We start from the raw sequence: 14,008 nt of genomic DNA, 5'->3' as shown, positions 1-14,008 counted from the left end.
ACTATGGAAACATTATTGCCGGATGTTAGTGCCTTACAGGCGACGGCACCGGAATCTTATGAAGGGGGGCATCATGATATGCCTAAGACAAAACTTGAGCAGGAACTGTCTGAAACAGATTATATTTATGTTCTGTCTGCGGACGGAGATCCGCTGATGCCTACCAGAAGACGCGGACATGTGAAGCGTCTTCTCAATAAGGGAAAGGCGAGAATTGTATCGCATGTCCCTTTCGTCATTCAGCTGAAGTACGACGGATCCAAGAACACGCAGCCGCTTTTCGGTGGCATTGATCCGGGTCGTACAAACATAGGCGCTGCAGTTGTGACGCCTGAAGGGAAATGCGTGTACAGATCACATACCGCATCCAGAAACAGAGACGTACCGAAGAACATGGAAGCGAGAAAATCGCATCGTCAGGCAAGCCGAAGAGGCGAACGCCTGAGAAGAAAACGCCGTGCCAAAGCAAACGGAACGACGACAGAATTTCCAGACGGGCGAATGCTGCCCGGATATAAGAAACCTGTTATGGTGAAGGATATTGTCAATACGACGGCTAAGTTCAGCTACAGGAAACGCCCCGAGAAATGGCTTACGCCAACTGCGAATCAGCTTGTGCAGACACACGAAAATCTGATTTGCCGTATAAGTGCTATTCTTCCCGTGACTGACTGGACGATTGAAGCCAATAAGTTTGCCTTCATGCAGATGGATAACGGAAAGTGCTACGGCACTGACTTCCAGAACGGACGCATGAAAGGCTATAAAAACTCGCATGAGTACGTATACATAAGACAGAATGGCGTATGCCCAATGTGCGGTGCTCCGATAGAACACTATCATCACATCATCCCTCGCTCTCGGGGCGGAAGCGACCTGCCGGAAAATATTCTCGGCGTCTGCATGAAATGCCATGCGCGAATACATAAAGGAGAGCTAAGATCTGACATGAAAGGCGTCATGAAGAAATACGGCTCACTTTCCGTTCTGAATCAGGCTATTCCATATATCTGGCAATGGATGACAGAGACATACGGGGAAGATCATGCGCATTTCTGCACTGGCGTGGAAACACAGACGTTGAGAGATGATTTAGGACTTCCAAAGGATCATGACATCGATGCACTCTGCATCGCATGCATCGGATCAGGCATTACACCTGTCCGAAGACTCCCCCGCACATTTGAAATCGTGCAGTTTTGCCGACACAGCAGGGCAAACATAAACAATCAGCGTGAAAGGACGTATCGTCTTGATGGAAGAATTGTCTGCCGGAACAGGCATAAGCGATTTGAACAGAAAGGCGATTCACTTGAGGAGTTCAGACAGAAATACCCTGATCAGGTTTCGCGGCTGACGGTGACAAAATCAACGCGCTATTATAACGATGCAGACAGGCTCATGCCGGGTGCTGTATTTCTTTTTGATGGCGAGCGATATGTGCTGCAGAGTCAGCTTACCGGCGGTCGCTATTACCGCGCTGTCGGATGCGAGAAAAGAAATTTTCCTGCTGCCAAATGCACGATCATCAGAGAAAATGCCGGACTGGTATATGTCTAGGATGCTATCGGCGGTCTTTATCTCATGACTGAAGTCACGAGCGTTAGACCGCCTGTTTTGTAAACTGTTTTTCCATTTTGTGACAAATGTGAATTTGACTTTTGTAAAGAGCGTGCTAAACTATGAGGCAATTTAAGCAAGGCTTAAAAGAAAGGGCGTGTTTTTTATGAAAAAAGTACAATTCGTATCCTTAATGACAGCATCCCTGCTGACACTGAGAGGAATCCGTTATTTATATAAAAAATGTTTTCACCATACGATGACTTCAAAAGCCGTCGAAGAAGTCATTAAAATCACGAGCAAGAAAGATGCATACACTCATCCTGAAGCGTTTGAGCGCTTTCTTTATGAACAGTCCATCGAAAATAAAAAGAAATATAAACTTTCTCACTATATGCTTTCCCATGTCGATGAAACGACTTTTGCCAGTCAGCAGTTATTTGTCGTACGGGCATCGAAACACCCAAAATACCACATTATCTATTTACATAGCGGTGGTTTTATCCAGCCGATCTCCTTTTATGAATGGCGTTTTGTCGATCGTTTAGCGAAAGATCTCGATGCCTGCGTCTATGTTCCCATGTATCCGTTAGTCCCCACCGCCACCCATGAAGAAGCCTATGATTTATTAGAAAAACTCTACGCTTCGATCGATCGCACTCTTCCTTTAACGATCATTGGTGCAGGTGCCGGCGGCGCTTTAGCGACTGGTTTTTGCGAATCGTTAGGCTCTGATCTGCAGCCTGATCGATTGATTCTTATTTCGCCATGGTTAGATCTCACGATGAGTCGTGATGGCGGTCAACTAGAAAAAATTGATCCGCTGCTCTCTTCCTATGGCATTAAACGTTTAGGTACGATGTGGGCAGGTACAAAGTCGCTGTATGCCTATAAGGTATCTCCTTACTTTGGCAATTACACCTGCTTAAGTGATGTGACTCTCTTTGGCGGCACCAATGAACTGCTTTATCCAGATATTGTCCGCTTCTATCGCAAGCTTAAAGCTGCCCATGTAAATGCCAGACTGATCACTGGTCATCATCTCATTCATAACTATCCGTTCTTACCGATTCCCGAAGCGAAAGAGGCTTTCGAACAGATTGAAAGCACGATCAAGGGAAGCACTAGGAGTGAACGCTTAAATATGCTATAATCCTCCCAAAAGGAGCACAGCTTATGGACTATTTTGGACAATTCTATCTTGATTCAGAAAAAGATATCATTATCACTTTGTATAAAGAAGGAAAAACACTCAGGTACGTCTTACGAACCCCGCACCATACGACAGGAAATCTGATCACCAATTTAGCGCATCTTTGCCACTTACCCATTACGTATGAAAAAAATGGCTATAAGATGATTGAAGGACAGATTCCCTGCTATATTGATGGTCATAATCAGCAGGTGTATATCTTTCGTTTAGGCAATACCAAAGTCGCGAATATTTATCCCGATGGGCAAATCGATCAGAAAGCCTCGATTCCAGCCATCGCGAAAACGCTAATGAGTCAGACCAAAGACTATGATTTAGATGAATTCAAAACTTTAGTCAAAACGTATATCCGTGAAGAAGTGAAGTTCCATTCTGATCTCCACACCCATCGTAATGCGAATTTATCCCCAGATTTACTTATTGCCTTAGGCATTTTCCATCAGATTCGCTATCCCTATTATTATATTAAAAAGCTCAATTTGTCATTATCTGCAAGCCAAAAGAGACAGTTAGAAATGGATCGTCAAAAGGTTGCGAAAGACTATCGTGATTCCCCATTAACCGGAAAATACTTAGATCGCCGCATCGATGATCATACCTTTATTAACTTTGCTGAGCTGATTCTTGGTAACTTAGACGATGCCGCCGAGAACATCGCGAAAATTCGTACATCTTTAGCGGTCATGAAAGATGGGCAGGCTGTCTTTACCAACTTAGAAAAAGTGTACCTTTATCGCTACGTCTTTACGAAAGGCATTGTCAGTGAGAAAAAGTATTTGATTGACGACTATCGTAAACTGCAGGACTACCGCAACATTCCTGATCAGGATATCGTCAAAGCTTTAGCACAAATATTGAAAGATAGCCATAATCCCTATTATGCTCATATGAATCTTTATCAGAATGAGCTTTTATGGGTGGCCCGCAGCTATCAGGCGGTGGGGGTCACTTACGCAGAAATCTCGGATACGGCTTTAGTCAAGAAAAGTGAGGCGGCTCAGGTGTTGCAGGATATTCATGAAGTCATGCCCGCGATCACTCAGGAAACCGGTGTCACTTTACGCTTTTTAGCGGCGATGCGCCGCATTCCCTTAACGATTGTGAAAGATGCTGTCGATCATGATAACTACTTCTTAGAAAACCTCAATGTCTTAAATGCGATTGCGAAAGATCCTTATGTAGCTGGATGTGATTTTGTCGGTGAAGAGCTTAATGATATCAAAGAATTAAAGGATGTCATTAAAGCGGTTGTCAAACTCACCAAAGATATTCCTTCCTTTGTCATCCGGATTCATGCCGGGGAAAACGATTCATTGCCTGATAATGTCTTAAACAGCATCGAATGCGTTGAAGATGCTTTAGCGGAAGGTGACACATTCCCGCATATGCGCATTGGTCATGGTCTTTATACCCCTTCCCTCAAAACCCAGAAAGGGCAAAAGCTTCTAGAAAAGATCAAAGCGCATCATGTCATCCTGGAATTTCAGATCACGTCCAATGTCCGTTTAAATAACCTCAGCAATCTGAAGTACCATCCTTTAAAACAGTATTTAAATGAAGGCATTGCCTGCGTTCAAGGCACCGATGGCGGCGCCTTATATGGCACCAATTCAATCGATGAACAGCTCTCTTTAGAGCGGATGTTAGACCTCACCTTTGACGATCAGTTAAAGATGCGCCAGGTCGAAGATCAGATCATTGCTTATTCACTCAATGCCTTTGAAGAGAAAATGGCGGCGATGCCAAAAGATATCGCCATCGCTGATTACTACAATAAGCAAATAGCCTTATCCGCAAAGGATATTCCTTTAAGCGTCTCGAAACGTCATCTCGATCCTTATACACTTTTCAAGGACCAGATTACGCCCCTGCCAACGCATAAGATTCCCCTTATTGTTGTTGGCGGCTCTTTTAACAACATTACTCACAACACCCGCTTACGCGCTCCCGAAACAGCCTTACTTGATGATCTGATCAAACGGGCAGATCCAAGTAAAGTCTTCTTCGTCATCGGCCCGAAGCTTACGGGCTATGAAAAATACGTGTTAGAACATGCCCAAGGTTTTGATATCTTCTGCTTTGTGCCAAGTTTATTAACAGCGAGTGAAGCGCAGAAACTCAAACATCAAAATGTGAAGATGCGCGTCTCCATTGAAAGTTCACCATTAGGGGTCTATAAAAGTTTCACCTATGAAATCTTTAAGCGTCGCCAGTCGATTATTATTGCCTTTGATGGCAACAGCGCCGCTTCGAACTTAATTCAGGATGCGAAAAACTCATCCTATAAATCCCGTACCTTTATCGATTATCACTGTCGTATTCTTAAAGATAAAGCAAAATCTTTGCAAGGTTATATTACGTTCTTTTATGATGGGGATCATGCCGATTCGATGCTGCACTATGCCAACACCTATTATCGCGCCCTTTCTCATCCCGAAGAGCAGAAAAGGAAACATCATCACTCATGATTCGCATCTTACAGTTAACGTTACCTATTTTACAAAAAGCAGTCCCCTTCGGTCTGCTTTTTGCCTTAATCATCTCTTTTATCACTAGGAAGAAAACCATTCGTTTCTTTCTTTTCTACTTCTACTTGTTTGTCTTAAGCTATATCACCATCTTTTCGCGCACGCCTCGGCCGATCCAGATTGATCTGATGCCATTTTCAACATTATCTGTCCTCCCCGATAACCTCATTTATTACTTTGAGAATATGGCTTTATTCATACCTTTAGGTTTCTTTCTTGCTCTATTAACCAAAAGAAAAAGCCGTGAAATTATATTCATCGGCTTCCTTGTTTCTTTAGGCATTGAAATCACCCAGGTTGTTTTCTCCCTTGGCTATGGCCAAATGGATGACTTAATTGCCAATACCTTAGGCACCGCCATCGGTGTCTTATGCACACGGTTCGTCAAGCACTGATCGTGTTTTTTGTTTGGTATAAATGGATAAGTTATGGTTCACGACAAAAGCAAGGACGCAGACAATCAGGAAATAAGGCAAATGGCTAAAACCAAAGACTTCCCCGCCAATGAGAATCGGCGCTAATAGCGTATTGGTCGCCCCGCCAAAGACCGCCGCGTAGCCTAACGCTGATAATAAGACAGCCGGCATGGGTAAAAAGAGTGATAAGACAAAGCCAGCCGTGGCCCCAATAGAAAATAATGGTGTCACTTCCCCGCCCTGATAGCCCGCCGCTAACGATAAAAGCGTTAACGCTAACTTAACGATAAAATCCCAGACATAGATGGTATGGCCATCAAAACTCATCGTAATCAGATTCGAACCCAGGCCGCTGTAACGGCCATTGGTCAAATACATAAAAGCCATAATAATGACGCCTAAAAAAGCAATCCGCTTGTAAGGATTTTCGATCTTCCTTTGAAAGAAACCTTTGGCCTGTTTTTCCCCATAAGCGAAAAGCGCGCCAATCAGGCCAAAGAGAATGCCCGCGATCACTAAGGTGATCAAGGTATTGAGGTCTAAAGAAACACTTCCTTTTAAAGCGTAGGTAAAACCTTTTAAACCTAATATACCAGACGTAGCACTAGCACATAAAGCAGCTACTAAACTTGGCAATAGCGCTTCATAAGCGATGGTTCCTGGCGCTAAGACTTCTAAGGCAAATAAAGTGCCGGCAAAGGGTGTCCGAAAGACGCCGCCAAAACCGGCAGCCATTCCCATCATTAAAAAGATGCGTTTGTTTTCTTTTAACGGCAAACGTTTCCCTAGTTCATAAGATAAGGTGCCGCCAATTTGCACGGCGACGCCTTCACGGCCGACACTCGCACCAAAGAGATGGGATAACCACGTGCCCACCATGACCATCGGAATCATCCGCAGAGGCAAAGCTTCACGCATTCCATGGCCGGTTTCAAAAATCAGACTCATCCCCTGAATGCTTTCTTTTCCAAAATTGGTGTAGTACCAGACAATGAACATGCCAATAAACGGTAACCCTGGTAAGACAAAATACAAGTATTGATCACGAAGATGGGAGACAAGTAATAAAACAGATGCGAATAAAGCATCCATTGCCCCTACTAAGATCCCCATAATGATCGCTACTCCTGAAAGGATTATTAATGAGCGATATTCTGCTCCTAATTTTTTCATCATATTTCCCCCTTAAACGAAAAAAATGCTAATGACTCCCTTAAAATAGAAGTCATTAGCTCACTAGCAGTTCGGCATACGCCAGGGAAACTTCATTCCCGTTGTTCGCATTTTATCATAACTCATAGCCTAGCGCAAGTGAATAATCTCATTTGCCTTGAGTTCACCCAATATTTATAGACGTAGGGTCGAGAATTTGGTAAAATAAATCGTATATTATTGATAGGGGGAAATATAAAATGGATACTGAAGTTAAAAGTAAAAATTTTATTGAAAAGATCATCGACGAAGACCTTGCCAATGGTACTTATAAGAAAGTCGTGACAAGATTCCCGCCGGAACCAAATGGCTATCTCCATATTGGTCATGCCAAGAGTATCCTGTTGAACTACGGGCTGGCAAAAGAATACGGCGGAGACTTCCACTTACGTTTTGATGATACAAATGCAAAAAAAGAAAATACAGAATATGTGGAATCCATCATTAAAGATGTCGAATGGTTAGGTGCTAAATATGTCGGCGGCGTCCGGTATGCTTCTAACTATTTTGATCAGATGTATGAATTAGCCGTTAAGTTAATCAAAAAAGGCAAAGCTTATGTGGATGATTTAACAGCTGATGAAATTCGTGAATACCGCGGCACATTAACGGAACCTGGTAAGAATTCACCATATCGTGATCGCAGCATCGAAGAAAACTTAGACTTATTTGAACGGATGAAAAATGATGAGTTCAAAGATGGGGAAAAAGTTTTACGTGCAAAAATTGATATGGCTTCACCAAATATTAATATGCGTGATCCAATCATCTATCGTGTCGCGCATGTCACTCATCATAATACGGGTGACAAATGGTGTATTTACCCAATGTACGACTTTGCGCATCCGATTGAAGATGCAATTGAAGGTGTCACACATTCGATTTGTACACTGGAATTTGAAGATCATCGTCCATTATATAACTGGGTCGTTACGGAAACTGAATTCCCTAACCCACCAAAACAGATTGAGTTCTCAAAACTTTATCTGACCAACGTTGTAACTGGTAAACGTTATATTAAGAAACTCGTTGAAGAGCGCATCGTGGATGGCTGGGATGATCCACGTTTAGTCACTATTGCGGCGCTACGTCGTCGTGGTTTCACACCAGAATCTTTAAAGATGTTCATGGATATGACCAGTGTGACAAAATCACAGTCTTCAGCTGATTATGCGATGCTGGAATACTGCATTCGAGATGACTTAAAACCAAAAGCACCGCGTTTAATGGCAGTCTTAGATCCCATTAAATTAGTCATTGATAACTATCCTGAAGGACAGGTCGAATACTTAGATGCACCTAATAACGTGGAAAATGAAGCCTTAGGATCACGTAAGATTCCTTTCGAAAAAGAACTCTATATCGAAAGAGATGACTTCATGGTGAACCCACCAAAGAAGTACTATCGTTTCTTTGTCGGTAATGAAGTCCGTTTAATGAATGCTTACTTCGTTACTTGTACAGGTTATGAAACCGATGAAAATGGTAATGTTACCGTTATTCATGGGACTTATGATCCAGAAACCAAGAGCGGCAGTGGCTTTAATGCCCGCAAGGTCAAAGGGACGATCCACTGGGTGGCAGCCCATCATTCTAAGAAGGTGACTGTGCGTTTATATGAACAGTTAGTAGATGAAGAAAAAGGTGTTTATAACGAAGACGGCAGTGTCAATATTAATCCAAATTCCTTAACGGTCATTGACAATGCCTATATTGAAGAAAACATCAAAGACTACAAACCGGGTGATGCCTTCCAGTTTGTCCGCAAAGGTTTCTTCAATATTGATCCAAAAGACTCTACTGAAGATACACCTATTTTCAATAGAATTGCCTCTATGAAGAGTTCTTTCAAATTACCAAAGAAATAAAATATTGTGAGATCAGATCATTTATAGGATCTGATCTTTTTTATACAAAAAGAGCTTTCTAAAACACGAAAGCTCTCAATGATTATAACTTTTTCCGGGTTAGCGTTAAATCTAATAATGATAAATGGGTATACACCTTATCTATCTCTTCATAGATGCCCTCAGGATGCGCAACGTCTAATAAGACGTCCGCTAACGCGGCGGCATAGTCACGTTTCTTTTTCTTATTGAGACGATGCCAGTTGACGCCCTGAAAGTATCTTGCAACATCTTCGTTATAGGGCAGTTTGCCCTGCATCAGGAGGACGGCAATCACTGGATAACCAGGATACCCCTGCCAGTAAGTCGCATTATCATTGGCATTATAAGTATTTCCCTGCCAGCGCACTAAATACACTTTCTGGTGATCACTTGATGTGACTAACGCATGATTTTCATGCATCTCTACGCGACCATCGATGATCGCGCTATAGGCTTCGGGAATTTTTTCTCTTGGCGGCATTTTCATTTTTCTCACCTCGCTCCTCATTATAAAACATTTTTGAGGCCTTGTTTACGGGCAATAAGACGAAAATGTTCCATTTCTTCCTGATTCAAAGCTTTGGTCTTTGGATCTAAGCCATAAGTGAAAGATGTCCATTCATATTTTGCGCTCGCTAAAGGGTTATAATTGAGAAGTTCATAAGTGACATCAGGATATTCATTAACGAGAAACTGAGCGATCGCCGCAATATTCTCATCTGTAGCGGTATAGCCAGGTATTAATGGCGTGCGCACAATCATACGTTCACGCATGGGGGAATGAAGTAACGTTTTGATGTTTTCTAAGATGAGCGCATGATCAACGCCAGTAGCTTGCAGATGTTTTTGCGCGTCATAAAGCTTAAGATCACAATAGATAAAGTCTAAGTGTGGCATGACATCCTGCAGATGCGTGCTATAGAGACTGCTTTCGATGGCGGTATGAATGCCCGCTTTCTGACATTCTTTTAACAAGGAGACTAAAACCCGCCACTGCAATAACGGTTCCCCGCCAGAAAACGTCACCCCGCCCCCATACTTATAAAAAGGGGCATCCTCTTTGATTTTTTCAATCAGTTCTTCAACACTATAATAGGTGCTATCATAACGGAGCGCTTCAGCTGGGCAATCAGCAATTGCCAGATCCATCGCCTCCCCTTCTTCTAGAAGAGGCCGATCCTGATACTGAATAAAACGGGCGCAAAGCTGACAGTGAATACAGCGGGAAGACATGTACATCGGCGCTCTTTGCACGTCGAGTCCTTCCGGATTTTGACACCAGCGACAGCGCAGCGGGCAGCCTTTTAAAAAGATGGTGGTCCGCAGCCCTTCGCCATCGTGGATGGCGAAACGCTTAATATCAAAGACTAAAGCTTTAGATGTGGTCATAACTTGTGCGGGCAATGATTTCATCCTGCAGCTTACCCGCTAATTCCACGAAATAAGCGGTGTAGCCAGCAACGCGAATCGTTAAGGAACGATGACGTTCAGGATGGATTTTCGCATCCAGCAGATCTTCGCGATTGACGACATTGAACTGAATATGGGGAATCTCTAAGTCGACAAAGACGCGCAGGAATCGTTCAAAATTGTCACGCCCTGCTTGGGTTGCAAAAAATGATGGTAAAAATTTCATGTTAAGTAACCCGCCATTGGTCGTCAGATTGTTGTCCATCCGAGATACGGATTTTAATAAAGCGGTTGGCCCTTTTAAATCACGGCCATAGACCGCAGATAACCCGCCATCTGCTAATGGCTCACGCGCTTTACGGCCATCAGGGGATGCCCCGACATTTTCTCCCATTGGGACATGGGCAGAGACTGTATACATCCCAGTATGATAGAGACCGCCACGCGGATTACGATAGGCTCTTAGTTTTTCTCTAAAATAATGGCACCACTGTTCCCCTAAGTTATCCACCCAGGCTACATCATTGCCATATTTAGGCACTTTATGTTCAACCATGGTATGAATGATCTCGTAGCCTTCAAAGTTTGCCTGTAATGCGGTTAACATCTCTTGAGGAGCAATCTTCTTTTTGTCATAGACTAAATCCTTTAAAACGGCTAAGCTATCTGCTAAGTTAGCCACCTGAATCATCTGGATGCCGGCTAAATTATATTTTGCACCGCCGGCTGTGACATCGATGCCTTTGTCCATGCAGTCATTGATCACGCAGCTGAGAAAAGCGGTCGGTAAATATTTCTGATGGGCGGCTTCGACGACTTCTTCGGCTTTCATCATTTGGATAATATAGTAATCAATCATTTGCGCAAAAGCATGCTCTAAATCTTTATAGCTTGCATATGTATCTAAGCCGCCATAATCAGGACCCATTTTTTCGCCCGTTAATAAATCGATTCCATGATTGAGGGTTAATTCTAAGGCTTTATTAAAGTTGAACATCGCCGCATCGCTCCAGCCCAAGTTATTGCCCTGGGTCGTTAATTCGACACAGCCGGCAATAGCATAATCATAGGCATCCTGGGGATCCACGCCTAATTCTTCCACCATTGTTTTCATGACTGCTTCATCATTGAAGAACTGCGGCATACCGCTGCCTTTCGCCACAACTTCAATGGCTCTTTGCATGAGCGTTGAGGAAGAATGTTTATTGAGGCGAACGGATAAGTTAGGCTGCGGCAAGCCTAAGTCATACTGCGCATCTAAGAATAATAAAGAAAGAGCATTATAGGTATCCTGACCGTTTTCATCAACGCCGCCGACGGCAATATTAAAGCCAATTGGGAAACCCGCAAAATATTTGGCCGAATTCTGGTTACGCATATAGACAATCTGATTAAATTTCAGATAGAGACATTCAATCAGTTCCAAAGCCTGCTCTTTTGTGAGTAAGCCTTTATTAAGATCATGCTGGTAATAAGGATAAAGATAACGATCTGCACGCCCTGGTGAAAAGGAAGAGGCATTGGATTCCATCTGTAAAATCACGAAGAGAAACCAGAGTGACTGTAAGGCTTCATGGAAGCTTTCAGCGGGCCGTTGCGATAAGTGTAAGCAGTTGTTCGCTACTTTCTTGAGGGTTTCATCAGGATTGCTTGCCATGATCATGTCATGGTAACGACGCATGAATGTCATCGCTCCTTCTAAAGTGATGATCATGCATTCATAAAATTCACGATGTGCTTCATCACATGTGGCAAGATGCTTTTGGGCCTCTTCTTTTAATCCTGCTGGTCCCTTACTAAGCCACAATGCGACATCCGGACAGATATGGCCCTGGGCATGATCCTTCTGATTGATTTTAACGACTTTAGCGATAGAAGCGATCTCATCGCCATATCTGCCATAAATGGCATCTTCTAAAGAGCGATGACGCCAGTAAGGATAAATCTTTTCGCGAAATTCCTGGATATCTTCTTCGCGAATGGCAAAACGATCCTGTAGGCGGCTAGGCAGCGTTTCAAATTCCCGATTGACCCAGGCACTGCCGCTTTCCGGAAAGACAACGCCAGCGCGCACACCTTTGGTGCGATTGCCGACGATCAGTTCTTCCCGATCAAAACCAATTTCTATTTTTTCTAGGGAAGCTTTCAGGGCTAAGGCTCTTTTCTTGGGAATCGAGTCACCTTCATGAGCCTGATAGACTTTGGTAATAATGCGCGCCTGTTCAATCGAGGCATAACGTTTTTCTTCAAACATCCGCGCTTTTAAATGCTGAATTCTTGGTGTCTGCATCATCTTTCCTCCTTTACACAATATCAATATCTTTCGCAATCAGGGCTTTTTCTACTTGACTGCTTAGTAATGTATCGGTAATCAAACCGGTAAAATCATCGATCGTCGCATAAATGAAATGCCCAGCCTGGTGAAACTTTTCATGTTCACAAAGCATATAAGAAGCCGCTGATGAAAGCATAATTTGTTTTTTCGTCAGGCCATCATCCATATCATAAGTCATCACCTGATTATTAGCGATATCGACGCCAACGACACCGACAAAAGCAAGATCAAAGCGATACTTTTTTAAGGTATCAATCGTTAATGACCCGGTAAAGCCATCATTGGTATGATTGATCATCCCGCCAATGAAGATGAGTGTCACAAAAGGCACATCCTTGAGCAATTCCAAAATAGCGACCATATTGGTGACGATGGTGAGACGAAGATGCTGCTGAACAATTCTTTGGGCAATAGCATAGGAACTCGTTGAGATATCGAGAAAGATCATCAGATCGTCATGTAAGAGCGTCATCGCTTTCGCCGCAATGCGCTCCTTTTCTTCCACATGCACTTCACGACGATCTTTCGCATGATAAGCATGGACATTCTCCCGATTGGTCGTAGCTCCGCCATGGATTCGGGTTAATAATCCTTTATTTTCTAAGATTTTGAGATCTTTACGAATACAGTCTTCCGTCACACCATAAGCTTTAGCTAAGTCTTTGACGATCACTATGCCTTCACTATTGACGCGTTCGACAATCTTACGGTGTCTTTCCCCCGCTAACATTTACTGCTCCTTGGCTAAATCGCAGATGCTTGTATCCTGACCATAGACATCATACCAGTCACTATTAAAGTCATTGACAGCCTTGTCGATATTCGGATTGGCGAAAACAGTTTTTAAAATACCATAAGGAGCAGTGACTGCCTGAGAGCCAGCATTCAACGCCTCTTCAACCTGTGATAAAGCATGGAAGGAAGCGGCTAAGATTTTACAGTCATAATGTCCTTCTTCAATCCGTTTCGCGACGTTGCTAATTAAAGCGACGGGATCACCGCCTAAGTTAGCGATACGGTTAAAGTAAGGGGCTAAGTAATCAGCGCCAGCTTCTAACGCCATATAAGCCTGCATGGTGGTATAGACCGCTGTAGCGGTCACGTTCGCGCCTTCAGCTTTTAAAGCTTTCATCGCCTTCACACCTTCATATGAAGTAGGCACTTTAATATAAACCTGGTCATCAATTTCTTTAAAAATGGTATGCGCTTCAGCGATCATATCTTCCGCTTTGGTAGCCACGATCTGAACATGTAAGCAGCGCGACATCCCAATGATTTCACGTACCTGACGCATATGTCCAAAGAAATCCTTTGGACTGGTTTTTTTCACGATAGATGGGTTGCTGGTAATCCCGACGATTGGCATGTGATCAACGCCATCTCTGATTTCCTCTAAGTTAATTGTATCTAAAATAAATTCCATAATTGTATCTCTCCTTCTTTTG

General features: G+C 43.2%; 11 protein-coding genes and 1 riboswitch. Of the genes, 5 read left to right on the top strand and 6 right to left on the bottom strand.

Annotated features, from left to right (window positions below; translation table 11 throughout):
• The first annotated feature begins 3 nt into the window (after positions 1-3).
• The 4 genes from SG0102_RS04510 to SG0102_RS04495 all read left to right on the top strand — a co-directional run bounded on the left by SG0102_RS04510 (position 4) and on the right by SG0102_RS04495 (position 5,696).
• Positions 4-1,560: an RRXRR domain-containing protein gene (locus tag SG0102_RS04510; RefSeq protein ID WP_125118857.1), complete on the top strand. Its 1,557-nt coding sequence runs from the start codon at positions 4-6 to the stop codon at positions 1,558-1,560.
• A 166-nt stretch (positions 1,561-1,726) separates the two neighbouring features.
• Positions 1,727-2,713, top strand: coding sequence for an alpha/beta hydrolase (locus SG0102_RS04505; RefSeq protein ID WP_125118856.1), 987 nt, complete (start codon positions 1,727-1,729; stop codon positions 2,711-2,713).
• 23 nt (positions 2,714-2,736) lie between these two features.
• Positions 2,737-5,241, top strand: coding sequence for an amidohydrolase family protein (locus SG0102_RS04500; protein WP_125118855.1), 2,505 nt, complete (start codon positions 2,737-2,739; stop codon positions 5,239-5,241).
• Positions 5,238-5,696: a VanZ family protein gene (locus SG0102_RS04495; RefSeq protein WP_125118854.1), complete on the top strand. Its 459-nt coding sequence runs from the start codon at positions 5,238-5,240 to the stop codon at positions 5,694-5,696. The genes SG0102_RS04500 and SG0102_RS04495 overlap by 4 nt, the downstream gene beginning before the upstream one ends.
• Here the strand turns inward: SG0102_RS04495 and SG0102_RS04490 are convergent.
• Positions 5,670-6,890, bottom strand: coding sequence for a chloride channel protein (locus SG0102_RS04490; protein ID WP_197715074.1), 1,221 nt, complete (start codon positions 6,888-6,890; stop codon positions 5,670-5,672). The two genes, SG0102_RS04495 and SG0102_RS04490, sit on opposite strands and share 27 nt — an antisense overlap.
• 39 nt (positions 6,891-6,929) lie before the next feature.
• A riboswitch (Fluoride riboswitch) is annotated at positions 6,930-6,999 on the bottom strand.
• A gap of 130 nt (positions 7,000-7,129) precedes the next feature.
• On the opposite strand from SG0102_RS04490, the gene SG0102_RS04485 reads away from it, so the two are divergent.
• Positions 7,130-8,797 carry a glutamine--tRNA ligase/YqeY domain fusion protein gene (locus tag SG0102_RS04485; RefSeq protein WP_125118852.1) on the top strand — a complete coding sequence of 556 codons (1,668 nt, stop codon included), beginning with the start codon at positions 7,130-7,132 and terminating at the stop codon, positions 8,795-8,797.
• A gap of 82 nt (positions 8,798-8,879) precedes the next feature.
• On the opposite strand, the gene SG0102_RS04480 is transcribed toward SG0102_RS04485, so the two are convergent.
• Genes SG0102_RS04480 through SG0102_RS04460 form a run of 5 tightly spaced genes read right to left on the bottom strand, consistent with a single transcriptional unit; the run spans position 8,880 to position 13,986 of the window.
• Positions 8,880-9,314, bottom strand: a complete 435-nt coding sequence (locus tag SG0102_RS04480; RefSeq protein WP_197715073.1) for a hypothetical protein — start codon at positions 9,312-9,314, stop codon at positions 8,880-8,882.
• Positions 9,315-9,325: 11 nt separating this feature from the next.
• Positions 9,326-10,231 (bottom strand): glycyl-radical enzyme activating protein, encoded by a 906-nt coding sequence (locus SG0102_RS04475; protein ID WP_125118851.1) that lies wholly within the window; start codon positions 10,229-10,231, stop codon positions 9,326-9,328.
• Positions 10,194-12,521 carry a glycyl radical protein gene (locus SG0102_RS04470; RefSeq protein ID WP_125118850.1) on the bottom strand — a complete coding sequence of 776 codons (2,328 nt, stop codon included), beginning with the start codon at positions 12,519-12,521 and terminating at the stop codon, positions 10,194-10,196. The genes SG0102_RS04475 and SG0102_RS04470 overlap by 38 nt, the downstream gene beginning before the upstream one ends.
• A gap of 10 nt (positions 12,522-12,531) precedes the next feature.
• Positions 12,532-13,293, bottom strand: a complete 762-nt coding sequence (locus SG0102_RS04465) for a DeoR/GlpR family DNA-binding transcription regulator (protein ID WP_125118849.1) — start codon at positions 13,291-13,293, stop codon at positions 12,532-12,534.
• On the bottom strand, positions 13,294-13,986 hold the full coding sequence (locus tag SG0102_RS04460) for a fructose-6-phosphate aldolase (protein WP_125118848.1): 693 nt from the start codon (positions 13,984-13,986) through the stop codon (positions 13,294-13,296).
• Between the last annotated feature and the right edge of the window lie 22 nt (positions 13,987-14,008).

It is taken from the genome of Intestinibaculum porci (assembly GCF_003925875.1).
Lineage (GTDB): Bacteria > Bacillota_I > Bacilli_A > Erysipelotrichales > Coprobacillaceae > Intestinibaculum > Intestinibaculum porci.
This window is presented reverse-complemented; position numbering and strand designations above follow the sequence as displayed.

Coding starts and splice junctions, on each gene's coding strand:
- SG0102_RS04510 (WP_125118857.1), top strand. CDS start 4: ATGGAAACATTATTGCCGGATGTTAGTGCCTTACAGGCGACGGCACCG.
- SG0102_RS04505 (WP_125118856.1), top strand. CDS start 1,727: ATGAAAAAAGTACAATTCGTATCCTTAATGACAGCATCCCTGCTGACA.
- SG0102_RS04500 (WP_125118855.1), top strand. CDS start 2,737: ATGGACTATTTTGGACAATTCTATCTTGATTCAGAAAAAGATATCATT.
- SG0102_RS04495 (WP_125118854.1), top strand. CDS start 5,238: ATGATTCGCATCTTACAGTTAACGTTACCTATTTTACAAAAAGCAGTC.
- SG0102_RS04490 (WP_197715074.1), bottom strand. CDS start 6,890: ATGAAAAAATTAGGAGCAGAATATCGCTCATTAATAATCCTTTCAGGA.
- SG0102_RS04485 (WP_125118852.1), top strand. CDS start 7,130: ATGGATACTGAAGTTAAAAGTAAAAATTTTATTGAAAAGATCATCGAC.
- SG0102_RS04475 (WP_125118851.1), bottom strand. CDS start 10,231: ATGAAATCATTGCCCGCACAAGTTATGACCACATCTAAAGCTTTAGTC.
- SG0102_RS04470 (WP_125118850.1), bottom strand. CDS start 12,521: ATGATGCAGACACCAAGAATTCAGCATTTAAAAGCGCGGATGTTTGAA.
- SG0102_RS04465 (WP_125118849.1), bottom strand. CDS start 13,293: ATGTTAGCGGGGGAAAGACACCGTAAGATTGTCGAACGCGTCAATAGT.
- SG0102_RS04460 (WP_125118848.1), bottom strand. CDS start 13,986: ATGGAATTTATTTTAGATACAATTAACTTAGAGGAAATCAGAGATGGC.